Below are 20,011 nucleotides of genomic sequence, written 5' to 3' on the forward strand. Positions count from 1 at the left end.
GAACGCGGGTGCCGGACACCGGCAAGAGGCGGGTACGCCCCGAAGCGGTGGCCCGTAGGACCGCGCCGGTGCCGTGGTGAGGGCCCGCCCTCCGGCCGGACGGACGGCTCGGGAGGGCCGGCTCGGAGGGGCCGGCTCGGGCGGGGCGGTCCGGCTCAGGCGGGCGGGATCTCGCCGGAGCCCCGCATCACCAGGTGGGCCGGGAGTTCGATCCGGCGGCCGGGCCCGGTGTGGCCGTCCAGGCGGGCGAAGAGCAGCTGGGCGGCGGTGCGGCCGATGCCGGCCGGGTCCTGGGCGACCACGGTGAGCCCGGGGGAGAGCAGGTCGGCGAACTCCAGGTCGTCGAAGCCGACCAGCGCCACCTGCCGGTCCAGGGCGCGCAGCTGCCGTACCGCGGCCACGGTGACCCGGTTGTTGCCGCAGAACAGCGCGGTGGCCGCGGTCGGCCCCGCAAGGACGGCGTCCAGCGCAGCCCCGACCCGCTCCGGCCCGGTGGGCCCCATGGCGACCCAGGAGTCGTGCACCGGCAGCCCCGCGTCGGCCATCGCCTCGCGGTAGCCGCGCTCGCGCTCGGCGGCGGTGTGGATGTCCGGGGAGTCGCCCAGGAAGGCGATCCGGCGGTGCCCCTGGCGGATCAGATGGGCGGTGCCCTCGCGGGCGCCGCTCGCGTTGGCGGTGAGCACCGTGTCGGCGTCCAGGCCCAGCGGCGGCCGGTCGATGAAGACGGTGGCGATGCCGGCCCGGATCTCGGGTTCCAGATAGCGGTGGTCCGCGCCGGCCGCCGGGACGATCACCAGGCCGTCCACCCGGCGGGCGCAGAAGGCCAGTGCCAGCTGCTCCTCCCGCTCCGGGTCCTCGTCGCTGGAGCCCGTGAAGAGCAGCGAGCCGTGCAGCCGGGAGACCTCCTCGATGGCGCGGCTGAGCGCGGAGTAGAACGGGTCGGCGATGTCCTCCAGCACCAGCCCCACGCTCGCCGTGCGGCCCTTGCGCAGGATGCGGGCGCTGTCGTTGCGGCGGAAGCCCAGTGCGGTGATGGCGGTCTGCACCCGCTCGGCGGTGTCGGCGGTGACGCCGGGCTCGCCGTTGACGACCCGGGAGACCGTCTTCAGGCCCACCCCGGCCCGCGCGGCGACGTCCTTCATGGTGGGCCGGTGGCCGTAGCGCCGGGCGGGCGCGCCGGTCGCGTCGCCGACGGCGTAGGGGGTTGCTGCCTGCGGCTCGCTCGGCACTGGGGTCCTCCCGGAGTGCGCCCATGGACGGGTGTGTGGGCCCGTAATGGTACGGATTCCGGGCGCCGCCGCGCCATGGACTGGACAACGTTGTCAGGGATGAGGGACATTACACCGGCCGACTGCGGTCGAAGCAGTGGGCCCGGGGTCGCCCGGAGAACCAGGAAGCGAGTGAGCGGATGCAGACGGAGCGCACCGGGACCGAGCCGGGCCCGCGCGGCGCGGCGGGCGCTGTGGTGATCGCCGGCGGTGCCGGGAGCGGCACCGGGGACCTGGTGGCCGCCCTCGACATCGGCGGCACCAAGATCGCCGGCGCCCTGGTGGACCTCCGGGGTGGGCTCACCGTGCGTACCCAGCGGCCCACCCGGGCCGGCGAGTCCGGCGAGGCGGTGATGGGGTCCGTCGCCGAGGTGCTGGACGAGCTCGCCGCCCACCCGGACTGGGAGCGCGTCCGGGGCGTCGGCATCGGCAGCGCCGGGCCCGTGGACGCCGTCCAGGGCACCGTCAGCCCTGTCAACATCGCCGGCTGGCGCGAGTTCCCGCTGGTCGAGCGGGTGGTCCGGCACCCCACCGCCGGCGGCCTCCCGGTGGTGCTGATCGGCGACGCTGTGGCGATGACCGCAGCGGAGCACTGGCAGGGCGCGGCCCGGGGCCATGACAATGCGCTCTGCATGGTGGTCTCCACCGGGGTCGGCGGCGGCCTGGTGCTCGGCGGAGCCCTGCACCCCGGCCCGACCGGCAACGCCGGCCACATCGGGCACATCAGCGTGGACCTGGACGGCGATCTCTGCCCCTGCGGTGCCCGAGGCTGTGTGGAGATGTTCGCCAGCGGCACCTCCATCGCCCGGCGGGCCCTGCGGGACGGCTGGCAGCCCACCGGTGACGACACCTCGGCGGCGGCCGTCGCGGCCTCCGCCCGGGCCGGCGACCCGGTGGCCCTGGCCGCCTACGACCGGGCCGCACAGGCACTGGCGGCAGGCATCGCCGCCACCGCCACCCTGGTGGAGATCGATGTGGCGGTGATCGGCGGCGGAGTCGCCCAGGCGGGCGACGTACTCTTCGCCCCGCTGCGCGCCCGGCTCACCGAGTACGCCACGCTGCCGTTCGTGCAGGGGCTGGAGGTGCGTCCGGCGCAGCTCGGCACCGATGCCGGTCTGGTCGGCGCCGCCGCCGCGGCCATCGAGTCGCTGGGGCTGCGGGCGCGGTCCGGGCAGCTCTGAGCGGACGGGCCGGGTTCGGCACCCGCCCTGCCCCTGGGCGAGTTGGGATGCCGGAGCAGGCGTGGGAGACCGGGGCGCGCGGGTAGGAACACAGGGGACGGCGCGCGACGGCCGCTCCCCCGTGCCTGCCACCACCGGCCCGCCGCCGGGGGTGGCCCGGTGCGGAGGCCCACAGGGCGCCGCTGGGATGCGTCCTGGGGCCGGATGGGACGACAGCAGGGGGCTGTGTGATCATCTGGGTCAATGGGACCTTCGGCGCGGGAAAGTCCAGCGCCTGCCGTGAACTCACCGCGCTGCTGCCGGGCAGCGTCCTCTACGATCCCGAGCCGCTCGGGACGGCGCTGGCCGGCATGCTGCCGCGGAACCTGACCGCGGGAATCACCGACTACCAGGACCTGCCGTCGTGGCGGCTGCTGGTCCCCGAGGTCGCCGCGGCGCTGCTGGCCGAGGTGCCGGGGCCGCTGGTGGTGCCGATGACCCTGCTGCGGCAGGAGTACCGGGACGAGATCTTCGGTGCCCTCGCCGCGCGCCGGATCCCGGTGCACCATGTGCTGCTGCACTCCGACAAAACGATCCTGCAGGCCCGGATCGAGTCCCGCGCCGCGGACCCGGCACACCCCGCACGCGGCGCCGAGACCCGGCAGTGGGCCCTGGACCATCTGGCGGCCTATCAGGAAGCCCTGCCCTGGCTCACTGCCGACGCCGAGACCATCGACACCGCGGCGCTCACCCCGCGCGCTGTCGCCGAGCAGATCACCGCCCTGGTACGGCGGGGCACCGCCCAGCGCCCCATCGTCCAGACCCCCGAGCCGACCGCCGACACGGTGGCGGCAGCGGTGCTGCTCTTCGACGAGCAGGACCGGGTGCTGCTGGTCGACCCGGTCTACAAGCCCGGCTGGGAGTTCCCGGGCGGGGTGGTCGAACGCGGTGAGGCACCCACCCTCGCCGGGGTCCGCGAGGTCGCCGAGGAGCTCGGCATCGTCCTGGAGCAGGCGGCGCTGCGGCTGCTGGTGACCGACTGGGAACCCCACACCGGCCCCCGGCAGGGCGGCATCCGGCTGGTCTACGACGGCGGCCGGCTGGACGCCGCGGCCCAGGCCCGGCTGCGGCTGCCCGCCGATGAGCTGCGCTCCTGGCGGTTCGTCACACTGCGTGAGGCCGAGGACCTGCTCCCGCCCGGCCGGGCGCTGCGGCTGGCGGGCGCCCTGCGGGCCCGCCGCCAGGGCGGGGCACTGGCCCTGGAGGCCGGCGTCCCGGTGGGGGAGGGCGCGGCGGAGGCGGTGGTGGAGGGTTGAGCAGGGCTGTCGCCGACCTTCGTGGGTGGCGGGCCGAGTGCGGCCTGCGGTGCCGCTCGCGAGAGGCGCAGGAGTGCACGGTGGAGGGCTGAGCGCCGCCGTCGCCGACCCTCGCGGGTGGCGGGGGAGGGCGCGGCGGAGGCGGTGGTGGCGGGTTGAGCGCGGCTTGCGCTGATCCTCGCGGGTGGTGGGGGAGAGTGCGGGGTGGCGGGCCGGCCGCGGCTCCCGGTGCCGCTCGCGCGCGGCGGGGCGGTGGGGCAGGATGACGGGATGCCGTTCACCCTCAGCCACCCGGCCGCCGTGCTGCCCTTCCTGCGCCACGGCCGGGCCCGCGGCCCGTTCGTGGCCTGCGCGCTGGTCGCCGGGTCGATGGCACCGGATGTGCCGTACTTCGCCGACTCGCTGGTCCACGGCGCGTTCGGGTACGGCACGGCCACCCACAGACTCTGGGCGGTACCGACCCTGGATGTGGCTATCGCGGCCGTCCTGGCGGCGGGCTGGCACGGCCTGCTGCGCGAGCCACTGGCCGCCCTGCTGCCCGAACCCTGGGGCGCCGCGGTCGACGAACTGACGCGCCGCCGACGGAGCGGCGTACGCCCGCCGGACGTCGGCTGGTTCGCGCTGTCGGCGTGCCTGGGCGCCGCCACCCATGTCGGCTGGGACTCCTTCACCCACCATGACCGCGCGGGGGTGCGGCTGCTCCCGGTGCTCAACGAGACCGTGGCCGGGCAGCCGCTGCACCACTGGCTCCAGTACGGCGGCTCGGCGGTGGCCCTGGTCTGGCTGGCGGGTTGGGCGGTCGCCACAACACGCCGGGCCACCGCATCCAAGGGCATCGACGGCAGCGGCGCCGGACGCCGGCGGCTGCGGCTCTCGGCGCGCGCCCGCAGCGGAGCACTCGCCCTCACCGCCGCGGCCGCTGCCGTCGGAGCGGTCCACCGCACCGCCCGCTGGGCGGACCTGCACGGTCCCGCGGCCTCCCCGGCCGACCTGGTGCCCACCGTCTGCTTCGGCGCCGGCACCGGCCTGGCGGTCGGCCTCGCGCTCTACGCGGCCGCCGCGCAGGTGCTGCGGACCCGTGACGCGGACCCCGCGCCGACCGGTAAGTGACGCTCGGTCGCCAGGGCGCCGGGCACTCCACCAGCGACGCCGCATAGGATGGCGCAACGTGACGGACAAGCTCGAGGACGTCTGGGACGTCGTGGTGGTCGGCGCAGGCCCGGCCGGATCGTCGGCTGCGTATGCAGCCGCCGCGGCGGGACGCAAGGTACTGCTGCTCGACAAGGTCGAGCACCCCCGCTACAAGACCTGCGGGGGAGGGATCATCGGCCCCTCGAGGGACGCCCTGCCGCCAGGCTTCAGCCTGCCGCTCCAGGACCGGGTGCACGCCGTCACCTTCGCCCTGGACGGCCGCTGGCAGCGCACCCGCCGCTCCCGGCGGATGATGTTCGGTCTGGTGAACCGGGACGAGTTCGACCACGGGCTGGTCAAGGCCGCCCAGGGGGCCGGAGCGGTCCTGGAGACCGGGGTCACCGTCACCGGCGTGGAGCAGCACGGCGACCGCGTCCCGGACCGCCGCACCGTCGCGCTGATCACCCAGGACGGCCGCACCCTGCTGGCCCGCGCCGTGGTGGGTGCCGACGGCAGCGCCGGCCGCATCGGCCGGCACGTCGGGGTCACCTTCGACCAGATCGATCTCGGCCTGGAGGCCGAGATCCCGGTCCCCGAGGAGGTCGCCCGCGCCTGGGCGGGCCGGATCCACCTCGACTGGGGGCCGCTGCCCGGCTCGTACGGCTGGGTGTTCCCCAAGACGGCCTCCCGCAGCCTCACCGTCGGAGTGATCTCCGCCCGCGGTGACGGCGAGCGCACCAAGCGGTACCTCGCCGACTACATCGAGCGGCTCGGGCTCGCCGGATTCGCGCCGTCCGTGGAGTCGGGGCACCTCACCCGCTGCCGCGCCGAGGACTCCCCGCTCTCCCGGGGGCGGGTGCTGGTGGCGGGTGACGCGGCCGGGCTCCTGGAGCCGTGGACCAGGGAGGGCATCTCCTACGCCCTGCGCTCCGGCCGGCTGGCCGGGGAGTGGGCGGTCCGGGTCGCCGAGGCCGCCGACGGTGTGGAGGTCCGCCGGCAGGCCCTCAACTACGCGTTCGCCATCAAGGCGGGGCTCGGCGTGGAGATGCGGGCGGGGAAGCAGCTGCTGGCGGCCTTCGAACGGCGCCCCGGGGTGTTCCACGCCGGGGTGACCGCGGTGCCGCCCATCTGGCGGGCCTTCGTCCAGGTCACCCAGGGCGTCACCACCTTCGGTGAGGCGATGCGCAACTACCGCGGCGTCCGGCGTCTGATGGCGGTCGCCACCCGCTGAGACCGGCCCGAGCAGCCTGCGCGCCCTCCCCCGGGGTCTTCTCCGGGGGAGGGCGCAGCTGCGCTCAGCCCTCGTCTCCGGCGCGCGAGGCGGGGACGCAAGGGCCCTGCCCGCCGCGGCCGTTCACTCCGCGGCGCCGAGCCCCAGCCGCTGTTCCAGCCGCTCGATCCGGCCGACCAGGGGCCCCAGCTCCTGGCGGACGGCCGCCGCCAGGGCCTGGGCCGCCCCGGCGGGCATCGCGGCCCCGCCACCGGACTGCTGGGTCTGGGCCCGCAGATGGACGTATCCCGCCAGCGCTGCGGAGACGGCGCGGCGGGTGAGCCGGGGCTCGGCTCCCAGGGCGCGCAGCACCTGGCCCGCCGTGCCGTCGGGTTCGGCGGTGAGGCCGAGCAGCAGGTGTTCGCAGCCGACGTAGTTGTGGCCCAGCGAGGTGGCCTCGCTGACGGCCAGTTCCAGGGCGTTGGCCGCGGGACCGCTGAGGCGGCGTGCGGCCGGGCCGTCGTCCGCTCCCGCGACCGTCGGCTCCTGCTCGGACGCCCGGCGGGCCAGGTCGCGCAGCACCTGTGCGGGCTCGATCTCCATGGCCCGCAGCACCTGGAGGGCCAGGTTGCCGCCCTCGGCGAGCATGCCGCCGAGCAGCTGTGCGGTGCCGATCCCGGCCGTGCCCTGCTCCGAGGCCTGCTCCACGGCGAGCCCCAGCGCGTTGCGCGCCCGGGTGGTGAAGTGGGCCAGTGCCCCGGTGGGCTCCTGGAGGTCGAGGTCGCCCACGACGGTCTCCCGGATGGCGGACACCCGTCGTACGGCCTGCTCCAGGGCCCGCTGGCAGATGGCGGAGACCGGGAGGCCGGCCTCCTTGACGGCCTCGGCGAGGTCATCCGGCAGATAGACGTTGATCTTCGGCATGGAGTGCGCCCCCTGCACTGGAGAGCTGATGTGTATCCCCAGCATAACCCCTAAGGGGTTATGCGTCGATGAGCGGTGGATGAAGTCACGGGAGCGCTCCCATGGAATCTCAGATTGGTCACGCAAGGGGATTACATGTGCGCGACATTCCTGGCTACGCTCAGCCCCGACACCGCGGGAGCGCTCCCATTTCCCCTGTTTCCGCGGCGCCCACTCACGCCCTCTCCCACCCGAGAGCACGGAGGACAATGTGACACCCCCGATCAGTATCCGGCCCGGTGCCGGATCGCCCGCCGGACCGCCCCATGCCCGGCGGCCGCACCGTGCCAGGGCGGCCGCTGCCGTCCTGGCCGCCGCCGCCCTGTCCGGCGGTCTGCTGCTGGCAGCCCAGGGCACCGCGGGCGCCGCGGTGCAGGGCAGCCTGCCCGCGGACACCCAGTTCTACAAGGACCCCGCCTCACAGGTCGTCAGGTGGGCCGCCGCGAACCCCGGCGACTCCCGTCAGCCGGTGATCGCCAAGCGGATCGCCAGCCAGCCGCAGGGCATCTGGTTCTCCGCCTACCACCCGGACACCGTCACCTCGGACGTCAGCAAGGTCACCTCGGCGGCGGCCGCCGCCGGCCAGGTGCCGGTGCTGGTGGCGTACGAGATCCCCAACCGCGACTGCGGCGGAGCTTCCGCCGGAGGTGCGCCCGACCTGGCCTCCTACGGTGCCTGGGTGCAGAAGTTCGCGGCCGGGCTGGGCAGCGGCAAGTCGGTCGTCATCCTGGAGCCGGATTCGATCGCGCTCACCACCTGTCTCTCCGCCCAGCAGCAGAGCGACCGGTTCGCCGCCCTGTCGCAGGCCGGTGCCACCATCCACGCCGCCGCCCCCAACGCCAAGGTCTACCTGGACGGCGGGCACTCGGCCTGGAACAGCGCCTCGGAGCAGGCCTCCCGGCTGCGCAGCGCGGGCATCCTGACCAACGCCGACGGCGTCTTCAGCAATGTCTCCAACTTCAACACCACCGCCAATGAGGTCTCCTTCGACAAGGCGATCCTCTCCGCGCTGGGCAACCCGGCCGGTCTGCACGCCGTGGTGGACACCAGCCGCAACGGCAACGGCCCCGCCGGCGGCGGCGCCTGGTGCGACCCCTCCGGACGGCAGATCGGCAACTACCCCACCGCGGCCACCGGGGATGCGGCGATCGACGCCTTCCTGTGGGTGAAGCCGCCGGGTGAGGCGGACGGATGCGCCGGTACCGCCGGCACCTTCCTGCCCGATGTCGCCTACGCCCTGGCCTCCGGGGCGCAGGACCCGCCGACCGCCCCGACCAACCCGCCGACGTCGCAGCCGCCGACGTCGCAGCCGCCGACATCGCAGCCCCCGACGTCGCAGCCGCCCACCTCGCAGCCCCCGACGTCCCAGCCGCCCACCTCGCAGCCGCCGACCGGTTCGACCGCCTGCACGGTGAGCTACCGGCCCAACTCCTGGTCCAACGGCTTCACGGCGGACGTCACCGTGAAGAACTCGGGCAGTGCGGCGATCTCCAGCTGGACGCTCAAGTGGACCTTCCCCGGCGACCAGAAGATCACCAGCTCCTGGAACGCCCAGGTCAGCCAGTCCGGCAACGCGGTGACCGCAGCCAACACCAGCTACAACGGCACCCTGGCGGCGGGCGCTTCGACCAGCTTCGGCTTCCAGGGCACCTATGCGGCGTCCAACGCGACGCCGACCGCGTTCACCCTCAACGGAGCGGCCTGCAGCGTCGGCTGACGACCTGACCGCCCCCTGACGTGCCGCCGATCGGAGTCCGGGCCGGTCGGCGGCACCTTGCTCCCGCGGTCGGTGGCCGGCCCGCTGCTCAGCGGCCGGCCGCCGGCGCGGGCTGTGCCGTCTCCACCCGGGCGCGGCTTCCCCCGGCGGCGAGGAAGCGGTCCACCGGCAGTGTCGCGGCACCCCGGGTCACCGCATCCGGCCCCAGGTCGCCGAGGGTGATGCGGGTCTGGGAGAACGGGTGGTGCAGGGCGTACTCGCGGGCCGTCTCCCGGATCTGCGGCAGCAGCCCGGCGCCGAGCAGCAGGCCGGCCCAGCCGCCGATCACTATCCGCTCGGGGTTGAAGAGGTTGATCAGGTTGGCCACCCCGGCGCCGATGTGCACGGCCGTGTCGTCGAGCACCGCCCGCGCGGCCGGTGAGTCGGCCCGAGCCAGCAGCGCTGCCAGCGCCGACTCCTCGTCGGGCGCGTCGCGGACCGCCGGGTCGCCGGTGGTCTCCAGATAGCGGGCGATCACCGACTCGGCGCCGATGTACGCCTCCAGGCACCCCCGGGAGCCGCAGCGGCAGCGGCGGCCGCCGACCTGCACGGTGGTGTGGCCCCACTCCCCGGCGCTGCTGGTCGATCCCCGGTACGGCGATCCGGCGGTCACCACCGAGGCGCCCACACCGGAGCCGATCAGCGCCACCACGGTGTTGCGCGAGCCGCGTCCGGCGCCGAACCACATCTCCGCCTGGCCCATGGTGACCGCGCCGTTGTCGATGAAGAGCGGCAGGTCGGTGAACTCGCGCAGCATCCGCTCCAGCGGCACCGCGTCCCAGCCGGTGGTCTGGCCGTGCACCACCGCGTCGGGGGAGTGCTGCACCACTCCGGGCACGCCGATGCCGATGCCGAGCAGTGCCGGCCCGCCCGGCGGCTCGTCCGCGAGCACCGCGGCCAGGCCGGTGCGGATCCGGGCGGCGACCTCGGGCGCGGTGAAGCCGCCCGCGTCCAGCGGGAGATCGGTCTCGGCGAGCTGCTCCAGGTCGAGGTCGAAGAGCTCGACCCGCACCCGGGTCTCACCGACGTCCACGCCGACCACATGCAGGGCGGAGGAGTTCACCCGCAGCAGGATCCGGGGGCGGCCGCCCTCGGACTCCAGCGCGCCGGCCTCCACCACCAGGCCGTCCTCGATGAGATCGGCGATGACATTGCTGACGGAGGCGGCGCTCAGGCTGGTGGTGTGGATGAGGTCCTGCCGGCTGAGCGGCCCGCCGAAGTAGAGGCGGCGCAGCAGCAGAGACCGGTTGGACCGGCGCAGGTCGCGGACCGTCTGCAGATTGCGCTCCGCCATCTGCCGTCTCCCTGGTCTTGTCGCAGTTACTGTCATGTCCACGGGGGAAGCCCTGTGAAAACTCTTGACGCAGCCTAACCGCATGGGTTGAATCACGCCCTGAAATAAGTCCCGGACGTTCGGTGCGGCGCCCCGTCCGGTCACTCCGCGCTGCCCTCCCCCACCATCGAAAGGCGGAGCCGCATGCCCTCCAACCGCACCACCGGCCGCCCCAGGCCCCCCTTGCGCGGCACGGTCGCCGCTGCCCTCTCCGGGCTGCTCGCCGCTGCCGGGCTGCTCATCGCGACGCCGGCCCACGCCGCCGGCGAGACCGTCAATGTCTGGCTGACCACCACCGACGACGCCGGCGGCCGCCATGTCACCCGCGGCCTCGAGCAGCAGGCGGCCGTGGCCTTCACCGCCGGGACCGGAGGGTCCGGGCAGAATGTCACCGTCGACGAGGGCACCCGCTACCAGCAGTTCACCGGTGGCGGCGCCTCCTTCACCGACACCGCGGCCTGGCTGCTCAACTCCAGCGGGGCGCTCTCCGCGGCCACCCGCACCTCGGTGATGCAGAAGCTCTTCGACCCCGCCGCCGGGATCGGGCTCTCCTTCCTGCGCAACCCCATGGGCGCCTCCGACCTGGCCCGCTTCGGCTACACCTACGACGATGTCGCGGCCGGGCAGTCGGATCCAAACCTGGGCAGCTTCTCCATCGCCCACGACCTGGCCGACGTGGTCCCGCTGACCAAGCAGGCCCGCCAGCTCAACCCCAAGCTCACCGTGATGGCCACCCCCTGGACGGCACCGGCCTGGATGAAGGACAGCGGCAGCCTCAACGGCGGTTGGCTGAAGGCCGAGGACTACCCCGCCTACGCCCAGTACTTCGTCAAGTACCTCCAGGCGTACCAGGCGCAGGGCGCCCCGGTGAACTACGTCACCGTGCAGAACGAGCCCACCTGCTGCAGCGGCTACCCCTCCATGAGTTGGAACGGCTCCGGCCTCCAGTACTTCACCAAGACCAATCTGCTGCCCGCACTGCACGCCGCCGGTCTGTCCACCAAGGTCCTGGCGCTGGACTGGAACTGGGACAGCTACTCCGGCTACGGCGCCCCCGTGGTCGACGACGCCACGATCCGGAACGACTCCCTCTTCGGCGGCATCGCCTGGCACGGCTACGGCGGCGACGTCTCCGAGCAGACCACCGTGCACAACCAGTACCCGGGTGTGGACGCCTTCGACACCGAGCACTCCGGCGGCACCTGGATCGGCGACCAGCAGCAGGAGGACATGCACAACATCATCGACTACACCCGCAACTGGGGTAAGTCGGTGACCAAGTGGAGCCTGGCCGTGGACCAGAACATGGGCCCGCACAACGGCGGTTGCGGCACCTGCACCGGCCTGGTCACCGTGCACAACGGCGACAGCCGCAGCGGACAGGTGGACTACACCGTCGAGTACTACGACATGGGCCACCTCACCAAGTTCGTGCAGCCCGGCGCCTACCGGATCGCCTCCACCGCCAACTCCGCGGTGCCCAACGTCGCCTGGCTCAACCCTGACGGCTCCAAGGCGCTGATCGCCTACAACGACTCCGGCGCCACCCAGACGCTGCGGGTCGACTGGGGTGGGCAGAACTTCGCCTACACCCTGCCCGCGCACACCACCGCCACCTTCACCTGGAACGGCACCCAGTCCGGCGGCGGCGCCCGCACCGGTGCGATCACCGGTCTGGCCGGGAAGTGCGCTGACGTGGCGGGCGCCAACAGCGCCAACGGCACCGCGGTACAGCTGTACGACTGCAACGGCACCGCCGCCCAGCAGTGGACCATGGCCACCGACGGGACCGTGCAGGCCCTGGGCAAGTGCCTGGACGTCGCGTCCGGCTCCACCGCCGACGGCGCCAAGGTGCAGCTCTACGACTGCAACGGCTCCGGCGCCCAGCAGTGGACCTACACCTCCGGCCACGACCTGGTGAACCCGCAGGCCAACAAGTGCCTGGACGTCACCGGCAACACCTCAGCCAACTCCACCCCGCTGCAGATCTGGAGCTGCACCGGGGCCGCCAACCAGAAGTGGACCGTCCCCACCGGCTGACCCCTGCGGCCCCGGCGGCGGTCACCCACCGCCGCCGGGGCTCCTTCCGCTCAGAAAAAGAAGCAAGCATGCTTGTTTCTTTCGGGTGGAGGTGCCAGTCTTCGGGGCAGACGGCGATGACGCCCCCTCAGGCGGAGGACATGCCCCATGGTGGACACCCGCATCCTGCTCGACGACCTGCTCGCCGAAGGCGACGAGGTCGACGCCCTGGTCAGCGGACCGGGCGCACACCGCTGGCACCATCCCACCCCGGCCCCCGGCTGGACCGTCGCCCACCAGATCGCCCATCTGGCCTGGACCGACGCCCAGGCGCTGCTTGCCGCCACCGACCCCGACGCCTTCAGCCGCGTGCTGGCCCGCGCCGCCGCGAACCCCGCGGAGCTGGCCGACATCGAGGCCACCAGGGTCGCCGAGCAGCCCCGCGACCAGCTGCTGGCCGCCTGGCGCACCGGGCGCACCGCGCTGGACGAGGCACTGGCGGCCGTCCCGCCCGGCGGCCGGATGCCCTGGTTCGGACCACCCATGGTCACCGCCTCCATGGCCACCGGGCGGCTGATGGAGTACTGGGCCCACGGCCAGGACATCGCCGACGCCCTGGGGGTGACCCGCACACCCACCGCCCGGCTGCGGCATGTGGCCCGGCTGGGCTTCCGCGCCCGCGACTACGCCTATGCCGTCCACGGGGAGCAGCCGCCGGCCGGTGAGTTCCGGCTGGAGCTCACCGCACCCGACGGCGACAGCTGGGCCTACGGCCCCGAGGAGGCACCCGGGGGGCGGGTGACCGGTCCCGCGCTGGACTTCTGCCTGCTGGTCACCCGCCGCCGCCACCGCGACGACCTCGCGCTGAAGGCCGACAGCGCCGACGCGGACCACTGGCTGGACATCGCCCAGTCCTTCGCCGGCCCCGCCGGGGCCGGCCGCACCCCCGGGCAGTTCTCGTGAGCGTTCCCGCGGCGCGTACGCCGCTGCGGATCGGCAATGCCTCCGGCTTCTACGGCGACCGCTTCGAGGCCCTCCGCGAGATGCTCACCGGTGGTCCGCTGGACGTCCTCACCGGCGACTACCTCGCCGAGCTCACCATGCTCATCCTCGCCCGGGACCGCGCCAAGGACCCCTCCCGCGGCTACGCCCGCACCTTTCTGAAGCAGCTGGAGGAGTCACTGGGCCTCGCCGTCGAACGCGGCGTCAGCATCGTGGTCAACGCCGGCGGCCTCAACCCCGCAGCTGGCCCAGGCCCTGCGCGACCTCGCCGGAAAGCTGGGCGTCCCCGCATCCGTCGCTCATGTCGAGGGCGACGACCTGCTGCCCCGCGCCGCCGAACTGGGCCTGCCGAAGGGCCTGCTGGCGGCCAACGCCTACCTCGGCGCCCGGGGGATCGCCGCCTGTCTGGAGGCCGGCGCCGATGTGGTGGTCACCGGCCGGGTCACCGACGCCTCCCTGGTCGTCGGCCCCGCCGCCGCCCACTTCGGCTGGCGCTGGGACGACTTCGACGCGCTGGCCGGAGCCACCGCCGCCGGCCATGTCCTGGAGTGCGGCGCCCAGGCCACCGGCGGCAACTACGCCTTCTTCACCGAGCACGACGTCCAACGCCCCGGCTTCCCCCTCGCCGAGATCCACCCCGACGGCAGCAGCGTCATCACCAAGCACCCCGGCACCGGTGGCGCCGTCACCGTGGAGACCGTCACCGCCCAGCTGCTCTACGAGACCGGTCCCGCCCGCTATGCCGGGCCCGATGTCACCACCCGGCTGGACACCGTGCGGCTGCACCAGGACGGCCCCGACCGGGTCGCCCTCACCGGCGTCCGCGGAGAGGCGCCCCCGCCCACCCTGAAGGTCGGACTCAACCGGCCCGGCGGCTGGCAGAACGAGGTCGTCTTCGTCCTCACCGGCCTGGACATCGACGCCAAGGCAGCCCTGGTCCGCGACCAGCTGGAGGCAGCCCTCGGCAAACGCCGCCCCGCCGAGGTCCGCTGGACGCTCGCCCGCACCGGCCGCCCCGACGCCGACATCCAGGAGGAGGCCGGCGCCCTGCTGCACCTCACGGTCAAGGACCCCGACGCCGCCGCCGTCGGACGCTCCGTCGGCGCCGCCGCCGTGGAGCTCGCCCTGGCCAGCTACCCCGGCTTCCATGTCACCGCTCCGCCCTCCGACGGCTCGCTCTACGGGGTCTTCGACTCGGCCCACCTGGACGCCGCGGCCGTCCCGCACACCGCCGTCCTGGCGGACGGCCGGCGGGTCGACATCCCCCCGGCCCCGCAGACCCGGGCCCTCGGCGACCTCCCCGAGGAGCCGCTGCCCGAGCCCCTGGCCCCCGGACCCACCCGCCGTGCACCGCTCGGCCTGGTCGCCGGAGCCCGCAGCGGCGACAAGGGCGGTGACGCCAACATCGGCGTCTGGGCCCGCAGCGACGAGGGCTGGCGCTGGCTCGCCCACACCCTCACCGTCGAGCGGCTGCGCACCCTGCTGCCCGAGACCGCCGACCTGCCCGTCACCCGCCAGGCCCTGCCCGCGCTGCGCGCCCTCAACTTCACCGTCACCGGGCTGCTCGGCGAGGGCGTGGCCGCCCGCGCCCGCTTCGACCCGCAGGCCAAGGCGGTGGGGGAGTGGCTGCGCTCCCGCCACCTCGACATCCCGGAGTCGCTGCTGTGACCGTTCTCGCCTCCGCCCTCGACGCGGGCTCACCCGACTTCGCCGCCAACCGCGACGCCATGCTCGGCCGACTCGCCGAGCTGGACGCCGAGCACGCCAAGGCGGTGGGCGGCGGCGGGCCCACGTATGTGGAGCGCCACCGGGGCCGCGGCAAACTCCTCGCCCGGGAACGCATCGAGCTGCTGCTCGACCCCGACTCGCCGTTCCTGGAGCTCTCCCCGCTCGCCGCCTGGGGCAGCGAGTACCCCGTCGGCGCGGGCACCGTCACCGGCATCGGCGTCATCGAGGGCACCGAGTGCATGGTCACCGCCAACGACCCGACCGTGCGCGGCGGCGCCTCCAACCCCTGGACGCTGCGCAAGGCCCTGCGCGCCAATGAGATCGCCCTGCGCAACCGCCTCCCGCTGGTCAACCTGGTGGAGTCCGGCGGTGCCGACCTCCCCAGCCAGAAGGAGGTCTTCATCCCCGGCGGCGCCCTCTTCCGCGACCTCACCCGGCTCTCCGCCGCCGGCATCCCCACCGTCTCGGTGGTCTTCGGCAACTCCACCGCCGGCGGTGCCTACGTCCCCGGCATGTCCGACCATGTGGTGATGGTCAAGGAGCGCTCCAAGGTGTTCCTCGGCGGGCCCCCGCTGGTCAAGATGGCCACCGGCGAGGAGTCCGACGACGAGTCCCTCGGCGGCGCCGAGATGCATGCCCGCACCTCGGGCCTGGCCGACCACCTCGCGGTCGACGAACCCGACGCACTGCGGCTGGCCCGGCGCATCGTCGCCCGGCTGCGCTGGGACAAGCGCGGCCCCGCCCCGTCCCCGTACGCGCCACCGCCCCGGTACGACCAGGAGGAGCTGCTGGGCATCGTCCCCGGCGACCTCAAGGTGCCCTTCGACCCGCGCGAGGTGATCGCGCGGGTGGTCGACGACTCCGCCTTCGACGAGTTCAAGCCGCTGTACGGGACCAGCCTCGCCACCGGCTGGGCGAATGTGCACGGCTACCCGGTCGGCATCCTGGCCAATGCCCAGGGGGTGCTGTTCAGCGCCGAGTCGCAGAAGGCCACCCAGTTCATCCAGCTCGCCAACCAGCGCGACATCCCGCTGCTCTTCCTGCACAACACCACCGGCTACATGGTCGGGCGGGAGTACGAGCAGGGCGGGATCATCAAACACGGCGCCATGATGATCAACGCCGTCTCCAACAGCCGGGTGCCGCACATCTCCGTGCTGATGGGCGCCTCCTACGGTGCCGGCCACTACGGGATGTGCGGCCGGGCCTACGACCCCCGATTCCTCTTCTCCTGGCCGAGCGCCAAGGCCGCCGTGATGGGTCCGCAGCAGCTCGCCGGGGTGCTCTCCATCGTCGCCCGGCAGTCGGCCGCGGCCAAGGGGCAGCCGTACGACGAGGACACCGACGCGGCCGTACGGGCCATGGTGGAGCAGCAGATCGAGTCCGAGTCGCTGCCCATGTTCCTCTCCGGGCGGCTCTACGACGACGGCGTGATCGACCCCCGGGACACCCGCACGGTGCTCGGGCTCTGCCTGTCGGCGGTGCACAGCGCGCCCGTGGAGGGCGCGCGCGGCTACGGCGTCTACCGGATGTGAGGGGCAGTCAGATGGTCATGATCAGCTCGGTGCTGGTCGCCAACCGCGGCGAGATCGCCCGGCGCGTCCTGCGCACCTGCCGCGACGCCGGCATCGCCACCGTCGCCGTCCACTCCGACCCGGACGCCGACGCCCCCCATGTCCAGGAGGCCGACGCCGCGGTCCGGCTCCCCGGCGCCGCCCCCGCCGACACCTATCTCCGTGCCGACCTGCTGGTGGCGGCCGCGCTGGCGGCCGGGGCGGACGCGGTCCACCCCGGCTACGGCTTCCTCTCCGAGAACGCCGGCTTCGCCCGCGCGGTGCTCGACGCCGGGCTGGTCTGGATCGGCCCGCCGCCGGACGCCATGGCCGCCATGGGCTCAAAGACCGAGGCCAAACGGCTGATGGCCGCCGCGGGAGTGCCCGTCCTCACCGCGGTCGACCCGGCAGCCGCCACCGAGGCGGACCTGCCGCTGCTGATCAAGGCCGCGGCGGGCGGCGGCGGACGCGGTATGCGCATCGTCCGCCGGCTCACCGACCTGGACGGCGAGCTCACCGCCGCCCGCGCCGAGGCCGCCTCCGCCTTCGGCACACCTCCTGATCAGTTGGAGGGGTCGGTCTTCTGCGAGCCCCTGGTGGAGGCCGGCCGCCATGTCGAGGTGCAACTGCTCGCCGACGCCCATGGCACCGTCTGGGCGGTCGGGGACCGCGACTGCTCGGTGCAGCGCCGCCACCAGAAGGTCATCGAGGAGGCCCCCGCACCCGGCGTCCCCGACGCCGTGCGCAGCCGGCTGCACGACGCGGCCCGCACCGCGGCCCGGGCCATCGGCTACACCGGCGCGGGGACCGCGGAGTTCCTGCTGGCCGCGGACGGCCGCTTCTTCTTCCTGGAGATGAACACCCGCCTCCAGGTCGAACACCCCGTCACCGAATGCACCACCGGCCTGGACCTGGTCGCCTGGCAACTGCGCATCGCCGAGGGCGCCGCGCTGCCCGCCGAACCGCCCGCCACCCGGGGGCACGCCGTCGAAGCCCGCCTCTACGCCGAGGACCCCGCCGAGGAGTGGCAGCCCCAGAGCGGCACCCTCCACCTGCTGGACCTGCCCGGCGTCGACACCCGCTTCGCCGCCCACCCCGCCGAGGCCGGACTGCGCCTGGACTCCGGCGTCGAGGACGGCAGCACCGTCACGGTCCACTACGACGCCATGCTCGCCAAAGCCATCGCCTGGGCACCCACCCGGGCGGAGGCCGTACGCCGCCTGGCGGGGGCGCTCGCCCGCGCCCGCATCCACGGACCCGCCACCAACCGCGATCTGCTGGTGCGGGTGCTGCGCCACCCCGCCTTCCTCGCCGGGGAGGTGCACACCGGATTCCTGGAGCAGCACCACGCCGAGGTGGTCGCCCCCGACGCCAAGGACGACCAGGACCTGGCCGTCCTCGCCGCGGCCCTGGCCGACGCCGCCGCCAACCGGGCCGCCGCACCCGTGCTCGCCGGACTGCCCACCGCCTGGCGCAACGTCCCCTCGGCGCCGCAGACCAAGCGCTACCGCTGCGGGGAGACCGAGCACGAGGTCCGCTACCGGCGGACCCGCGACGGCCTCCATGCCGAGGACCACCCCGGCGTCAGGCTGCTCTCCGCCGAACCCGCCCGGGTGGTGCTGGAGAGCGACGGGGTCCGCCGCACCTTCCGCATCGCCCGCCACGGCGACAGCGTGCAGGTCGACTCCCCGCTCGGCGCCGTCACCCTCACCGCCGTCAGCCGCTTCCCGGACCCGACCGCCCAGACCGCCCCCGGGTCGCTGCTGGCACCCATGCCGGGCACGGTCGTCCGCACCGCCGTCGCCGAGGGCGACACGGTGACCGCCGGGCAGACCGTCCTGTGGCTGGAGGCCATGAAGATGGAGCACCGGGTCACCGCCCCGACCGCGGGCACGGTCGCACAGCTCCGCGTCCACCCCGGCCAGCAGGTCGAACCCGGCACCCTGCTCGCCGTCGTCACCTAGTGCCGCCCCCGCCGGCCTTTGCCCTGCCGCGACGCTCCCCCGGCCTTCGGCCGGGAGGTGCCCCCAGGCACGCACGCTCGCTGCGTCGGCCGAAAGCCCAGGTACGACCCAGTACAAGGGCTTCCGGCCGCCTTGCGATCACACGCACCAGACGCCGCGGCGTGGGGGCACCTCCCGGCCGCCAGGCTGGGGGAAGGCAAACGTCGGCGGGGGCGGCACCAGCCCTGACCCCCGGCGGGCAGCTGCCCGGCGCCTCCCCCGTGGCGCCGGGAACCGGGTGCCCGGCCAAGGACGACCCGCCGGCCCGCTTCCCCGGGCCCGCCGGTGATCCGCAGCCCACGGTCCGTGCGGGCAGAGCCCGCCGTAGTCGAAGGGAACACGGAATGACCGCCCAGCGCACCACCTTCCAGGAGTCCGCCTTCAGCGAGTCCGAGGAACGCCGAGCACTCCGCCGTGCGGTCTCCGACCTCGGCCGCCGCTACGGACTGGAGTACTTCCTCACCAAGGCGCGGTCCGGCGAGCGCACCGACGAACTCTGGCGCGAGGCGGGCAAGCTGGGCTTCCTGGGCGTCAATCTGCCCGCCGAGTACGGCGGCGGGGGCGCCGGCTGCTATGAGCTCTCCATCGTCCTGGAGGAGCTGGGCGCCGCCGGCTGCCCGCTGCTGATGCTGGTGGTCACCCCCGCCATCTGCGGCTCCATCATCGCCCGCTTCGGTACGGAGGAGCAGCGCGGCCACTGGCTGCCGGGCTTCGCCGACGGCACCCTGCGCATGGCCTTCGCCATCACCGAGCCCGACGCCGGGTCCAATGCGCACCGGCTGGCCACCGTCGGCCGCCGCACCCCCGACGGCTGGCGGCTGAACGGCCGCAAGGTCTTCATCTCCGGGATCGAGGGCTCCGACGCCATCATGGTCGTCGGCCGCACCGAGGACGCCCGCACCGGGAAGCTCAAGCCGGCCCTCTTCGCCGTCCCGGTGGACGCACCCGGCCTGGAGTACCGCCGCATCCCCATGGAGATCGTCTCCTCGGAGCACCAGTACCAGGTCTTCCTGGACGATGTGGCCCTCCCCGCCGACGCCCTGATCGGGGATCAGGACAGCGGCCTGCTCCAGCTCTTCGCCGGACTCAACCCCGAGCGCATCATGGCCGCGGCCTTCGCCGTGGGCATCGGCAGGCACGCCCTGGCGAAGGCGGTCGACTACGCCAGGGACCGCACCGTGTGGCAGACCCCCATCGGCGCCCACCAGGGCATCGCCCACCCGCTCGCCCAGTGCCGGATCGACCTGGAGCTGGCCCGGCTGATGATGCAGAAAGCCGCCCACCTCTACGACTGCGGCGACGACGCGGGCGCCGGCGAGGCCGCCAACATGGCCAAGTACGCCGCCGGTGAGGCAAGCGCCCGCGCCGTCGACCAGGCCGTGCACACCCTCGGCGGCAACGGCCTCACCCAGGAGTACGGCCTCGCCGCGCTGCTGACCGCCTCCCGGGTCGGCCGGGTCGCCCCGGTGAGCCGCGAGATGATTCTCAACTTTGTTGCCCAGCACACCCTCGCTCTCCCAAAGTCGTACTGACCGGCAGGCACCGACAGGCACAGCCGGCTCCCATCCG

13 protein-coding genes and 1 pseudogene are annotated in these 20,011 nt (G+C 74.0%); 11 read left to right on the forward strand and 3 right to left on the reverse strand.

The genetic code is table 11. From position 1 onward, the window contains the following. Positions 1-155 precede the first annotated feature (155 nt). Positions 156-1,142, reverse strand: a complete 987-nt coding sequence (locus AB0761_RS31105) for a LacI family DNA-binding transcriptional regulator (protein WP_377274421.1) — start codon at positions 1,140-1,142, stop codon at positions 156-158. A 266-nt stretch (positions 1,143-1,408) separates the two neighbouring features. Here AB0761_RS31105 and AB0761_RS31110 point away from each other — a divergent pair, with 266 nt between their 5' ends. From AB0761_RS31110 to AB0761_RS31125, 4 genes are all read left to right on the forward strand, one after another. After that, positions 1,409-2,449: an ROK family protein gene (locus tag AB0761_RS31110; protein WP_377272501.1), complete on the forward strand. Its 1,041-nt coding sequence runs from the start codon at positions 1,409-1,411 to the stop codon at positions 2,447-2,449. 227 nt (positions 2,450-2,676) lie between these two features. Continuing rightward, positions 2,677-3,744, forward strand: coding sequence for an NUDIX domain-containing protein (locus tag AB0761_RS31115; RefSeq protein ID WP_377272502.1), 1,068 nt, complete (start codon positions 2,677-2,679; stop codon positions 3,742-3,744). A gap of 270 nt (positions 3,745-4,014) precedes the next feature. After that, on the forward strand, positions 4,015-4,854 hold the full coding sequence (locus AB0761_RS31120) for a DUF4184 family protein (RefSeq protein ID WP_377272503.1): 840 nt from the start codon (positions 4,015-4,017) through the stop codon (positions 4,852-4,854). Positions 4,855-4,912: 58 nt separating this feature from the next. Continuing rightward, a complete protein-coding gene (locus AB0761_RS31125; RefSeq protein ID WP_377272504.1) occupies positions 4,913-6,106 on the forward strand; it encodes a geranylgeranyl reductase family protein in 1,194 nt (397 codons plus the stop codon). Positions 6,107-6,229: 123 nt separating this feature from the next. On the opposite strand, the gene AB0761_RS31130 is transcribed toward AB0761_RS31125, so the two are convergent. Beyond that, positions 6,230-7,009, reverse strand: coding sequence for a Clp protease N-terminal domain-containing protein (locus AB0761_RS31130; RefSeq protein ID WP_377272505.1), 780 nt, complete (start codon positions 7,007-7,009; stop codon positions 6,230-6,232). Positions 7,010-7,259: 250 nt separating this feature from the next. On the opposite strand from AB0761_RS31130, the gene AB0761_RS31135 reads away from it, so the two are divergent. Beyond that, entirely contained in the window at positions 7,260-8,765 is a 1,506-nt protein-coding gene (locus tag AB0761_RS31135; RefSeq protein WP_377272506.1) for a glycoside hydrolase family 6 protein, read from the forward strand. Between the two features lie 88 nt (positions 8,766-8,853). Here AB0761_RS31135 and AB0761_RS31140 read toward each other — a convergent pair whose 3' ends face one another. Next, complete coding sequence (locus AB0761_RS31140) at positions 8,854-10,098, reverse strand: ROK family protein (protein WP_377272507.1); 1,245 nt, start codon at positions 10,096-10,098, stop codon at positions 8,854-8,856. 183 nt (positions 10,099-10,281) lie between these two features. Here AB0761_RS31140 and AB0761_RS31145 point away from each other — a divergent pair, with 183 nt between their 5' ends. The 6 genes and pseudogenes from AB0761_RS31145 (at position 10,282) to AB0761_RS31170 (ending at position 19,974) form a co-directional block, all read left to right on the forward strand. Next, the gene (locus AB0761_RS31145; RefSeq protein WP_377272508.1) at positions 10,282-12,177 is read left to right on the forward strand and encodes a ricin-type beta-trefoil lectin domain protein; all 1,896 of its coding nucleotides are present in this window, start codon (positions 10,282-10,284) and stop codon (positions 12,175-12,177) included. 147 nt (positions 12,178-12,324) lie between these two features. Then, positions 12,325-13,119, forward strand: coding sequence for a TIGR03084 family metal-binding protein (locus AB0761_RS31150; RefSeq protein WP_377272509.1), 795 nt, complete (start codon positions 12,325-12,327; stop codon positions 13,117-13,119). 80 nt (positions 13,120-13,199) lie between these two features. Next, positions 13,200-14,826 (forward strand): annotated as a pseudogene (locus AB0761_RS31155) (acyclic terpene utilization AtuA family protein). Further along, on the forward strand, positions 14,823-16,421 hold the full coding sequence (locus AB0761_RS31160) for an acyl-CoA carboxylase subunit beta (RefSeq protein WP_377272510.1): 1,599 nt from the start codon (positions 14,823-14,825) through the stop codon (positions 16,419-16,421). Before AB0761_RS31155 ends, AB0761_RS31160 begins: the two are co-directional and overlap by 4 nt. 17 nt (positions 16,422-16,438) lie before the next feature. After that, entirely contained in the window at positions 16,439-18,403 is a 1,965-nt protein-coding gene (locus AB0761_RS31165; protein WP_377274423.1) for an acetyl/propionyl/methylcrotonyl-CoA carboxylase subunit alpha, read from the forward strand. A 383-nt stretch (positions 18,404-18,786) separates the two neighbouring features. Then, a complete protein-coding gene (locus AB0761_RS31170) occupies positions 18,787-19,974 on the forward strand; it encodes an acyl-CoA dehydrogenase family protein (protein WP_377272511.1) in 1,188 nt (395 codons plus the stop codon). Positions 19,975-20,011 lie beyond the last annotated feature (37 nt).

This window comes from Peterkaempfera podocarpi (assembly GCF_042466665.1).
Taxonomy (GTDB): domain Bacteria; phylum Actinomycetota; class Actinomycetes; order Streptomycetales; family Streptomycetaceae; genus Peterkaempfera; species Peterkaempfera podocarpi.

Excerpts from the sequence above, each read along its gene's own strand:
- AB0761_RS31105 (WP_377274421.1), bottom strand. The coding sequence starts at position 1,142 with ATGAAGGACGTCGCCGCGCGGGCCGGGGTGGGCCTGAAGACGGTCTCC.
- AB0761_RS31110 (WP_377272501.1), top strand. The coding sequence starts at position 1,409 with ATGCAGACGGAGCGCACCGGGACCGAGCCGGGCCCGCGCGGCGCGGCG.
- AB0761_RS31120 (WP_377272503.1), top strand. The coding sequence starts at position 4,015 with ATGCCGTTCACCCTCAGCCACCCGGCCGCCGTGCTGCCCTTCCTGCGC.
- AB0761_RS31130 (WP_377272505.1), bottom strand. The coding sequence starts at position 7,009 with ATGCCGAAGATCAACGTCTATCTGCCGGATGACCTCGCCGAGGCCGTC.
- AB0761_RS31140 (WP_377272507.1), bottom strand. The coding sequence starts at position 10,098 with ATGGCGGAGCGCAATCTGCAGACGGTCCGCGACCTGCGCCGGTCCAAC.
- AB0761_RS31145 (WP_377272508.1), top strand. The coding sequence starts at position 10,282 with ATGCCCTCCAACCGCACCACCGGCCGCCCCAGGCCCCCCTTGCGCGGC.
- AB0761_RS31150 (WP_377272509.1), top strand. The coding sequence starts at position 12,325 with ATGGTGGACACCCGCATCCTGCTCGACGACCTGCTCGCCGAAGGCGAC.
- AB0761_RS31165 (WP_377274423.1), top strand. The coding sequence starts at position 16,439 with ATGATCAGCTCGGTGCTGGTCGCCAACCGCGGCGAGATCGCCCGGCGC.
- AB0761_RS31170 (WP_377272511.1), top strand. The coding sequence starts at position 18,787 with ATGACCGCCCAGCGCACCACCTTCCAGGAGTCCGCCTTCAGCGAGTCC.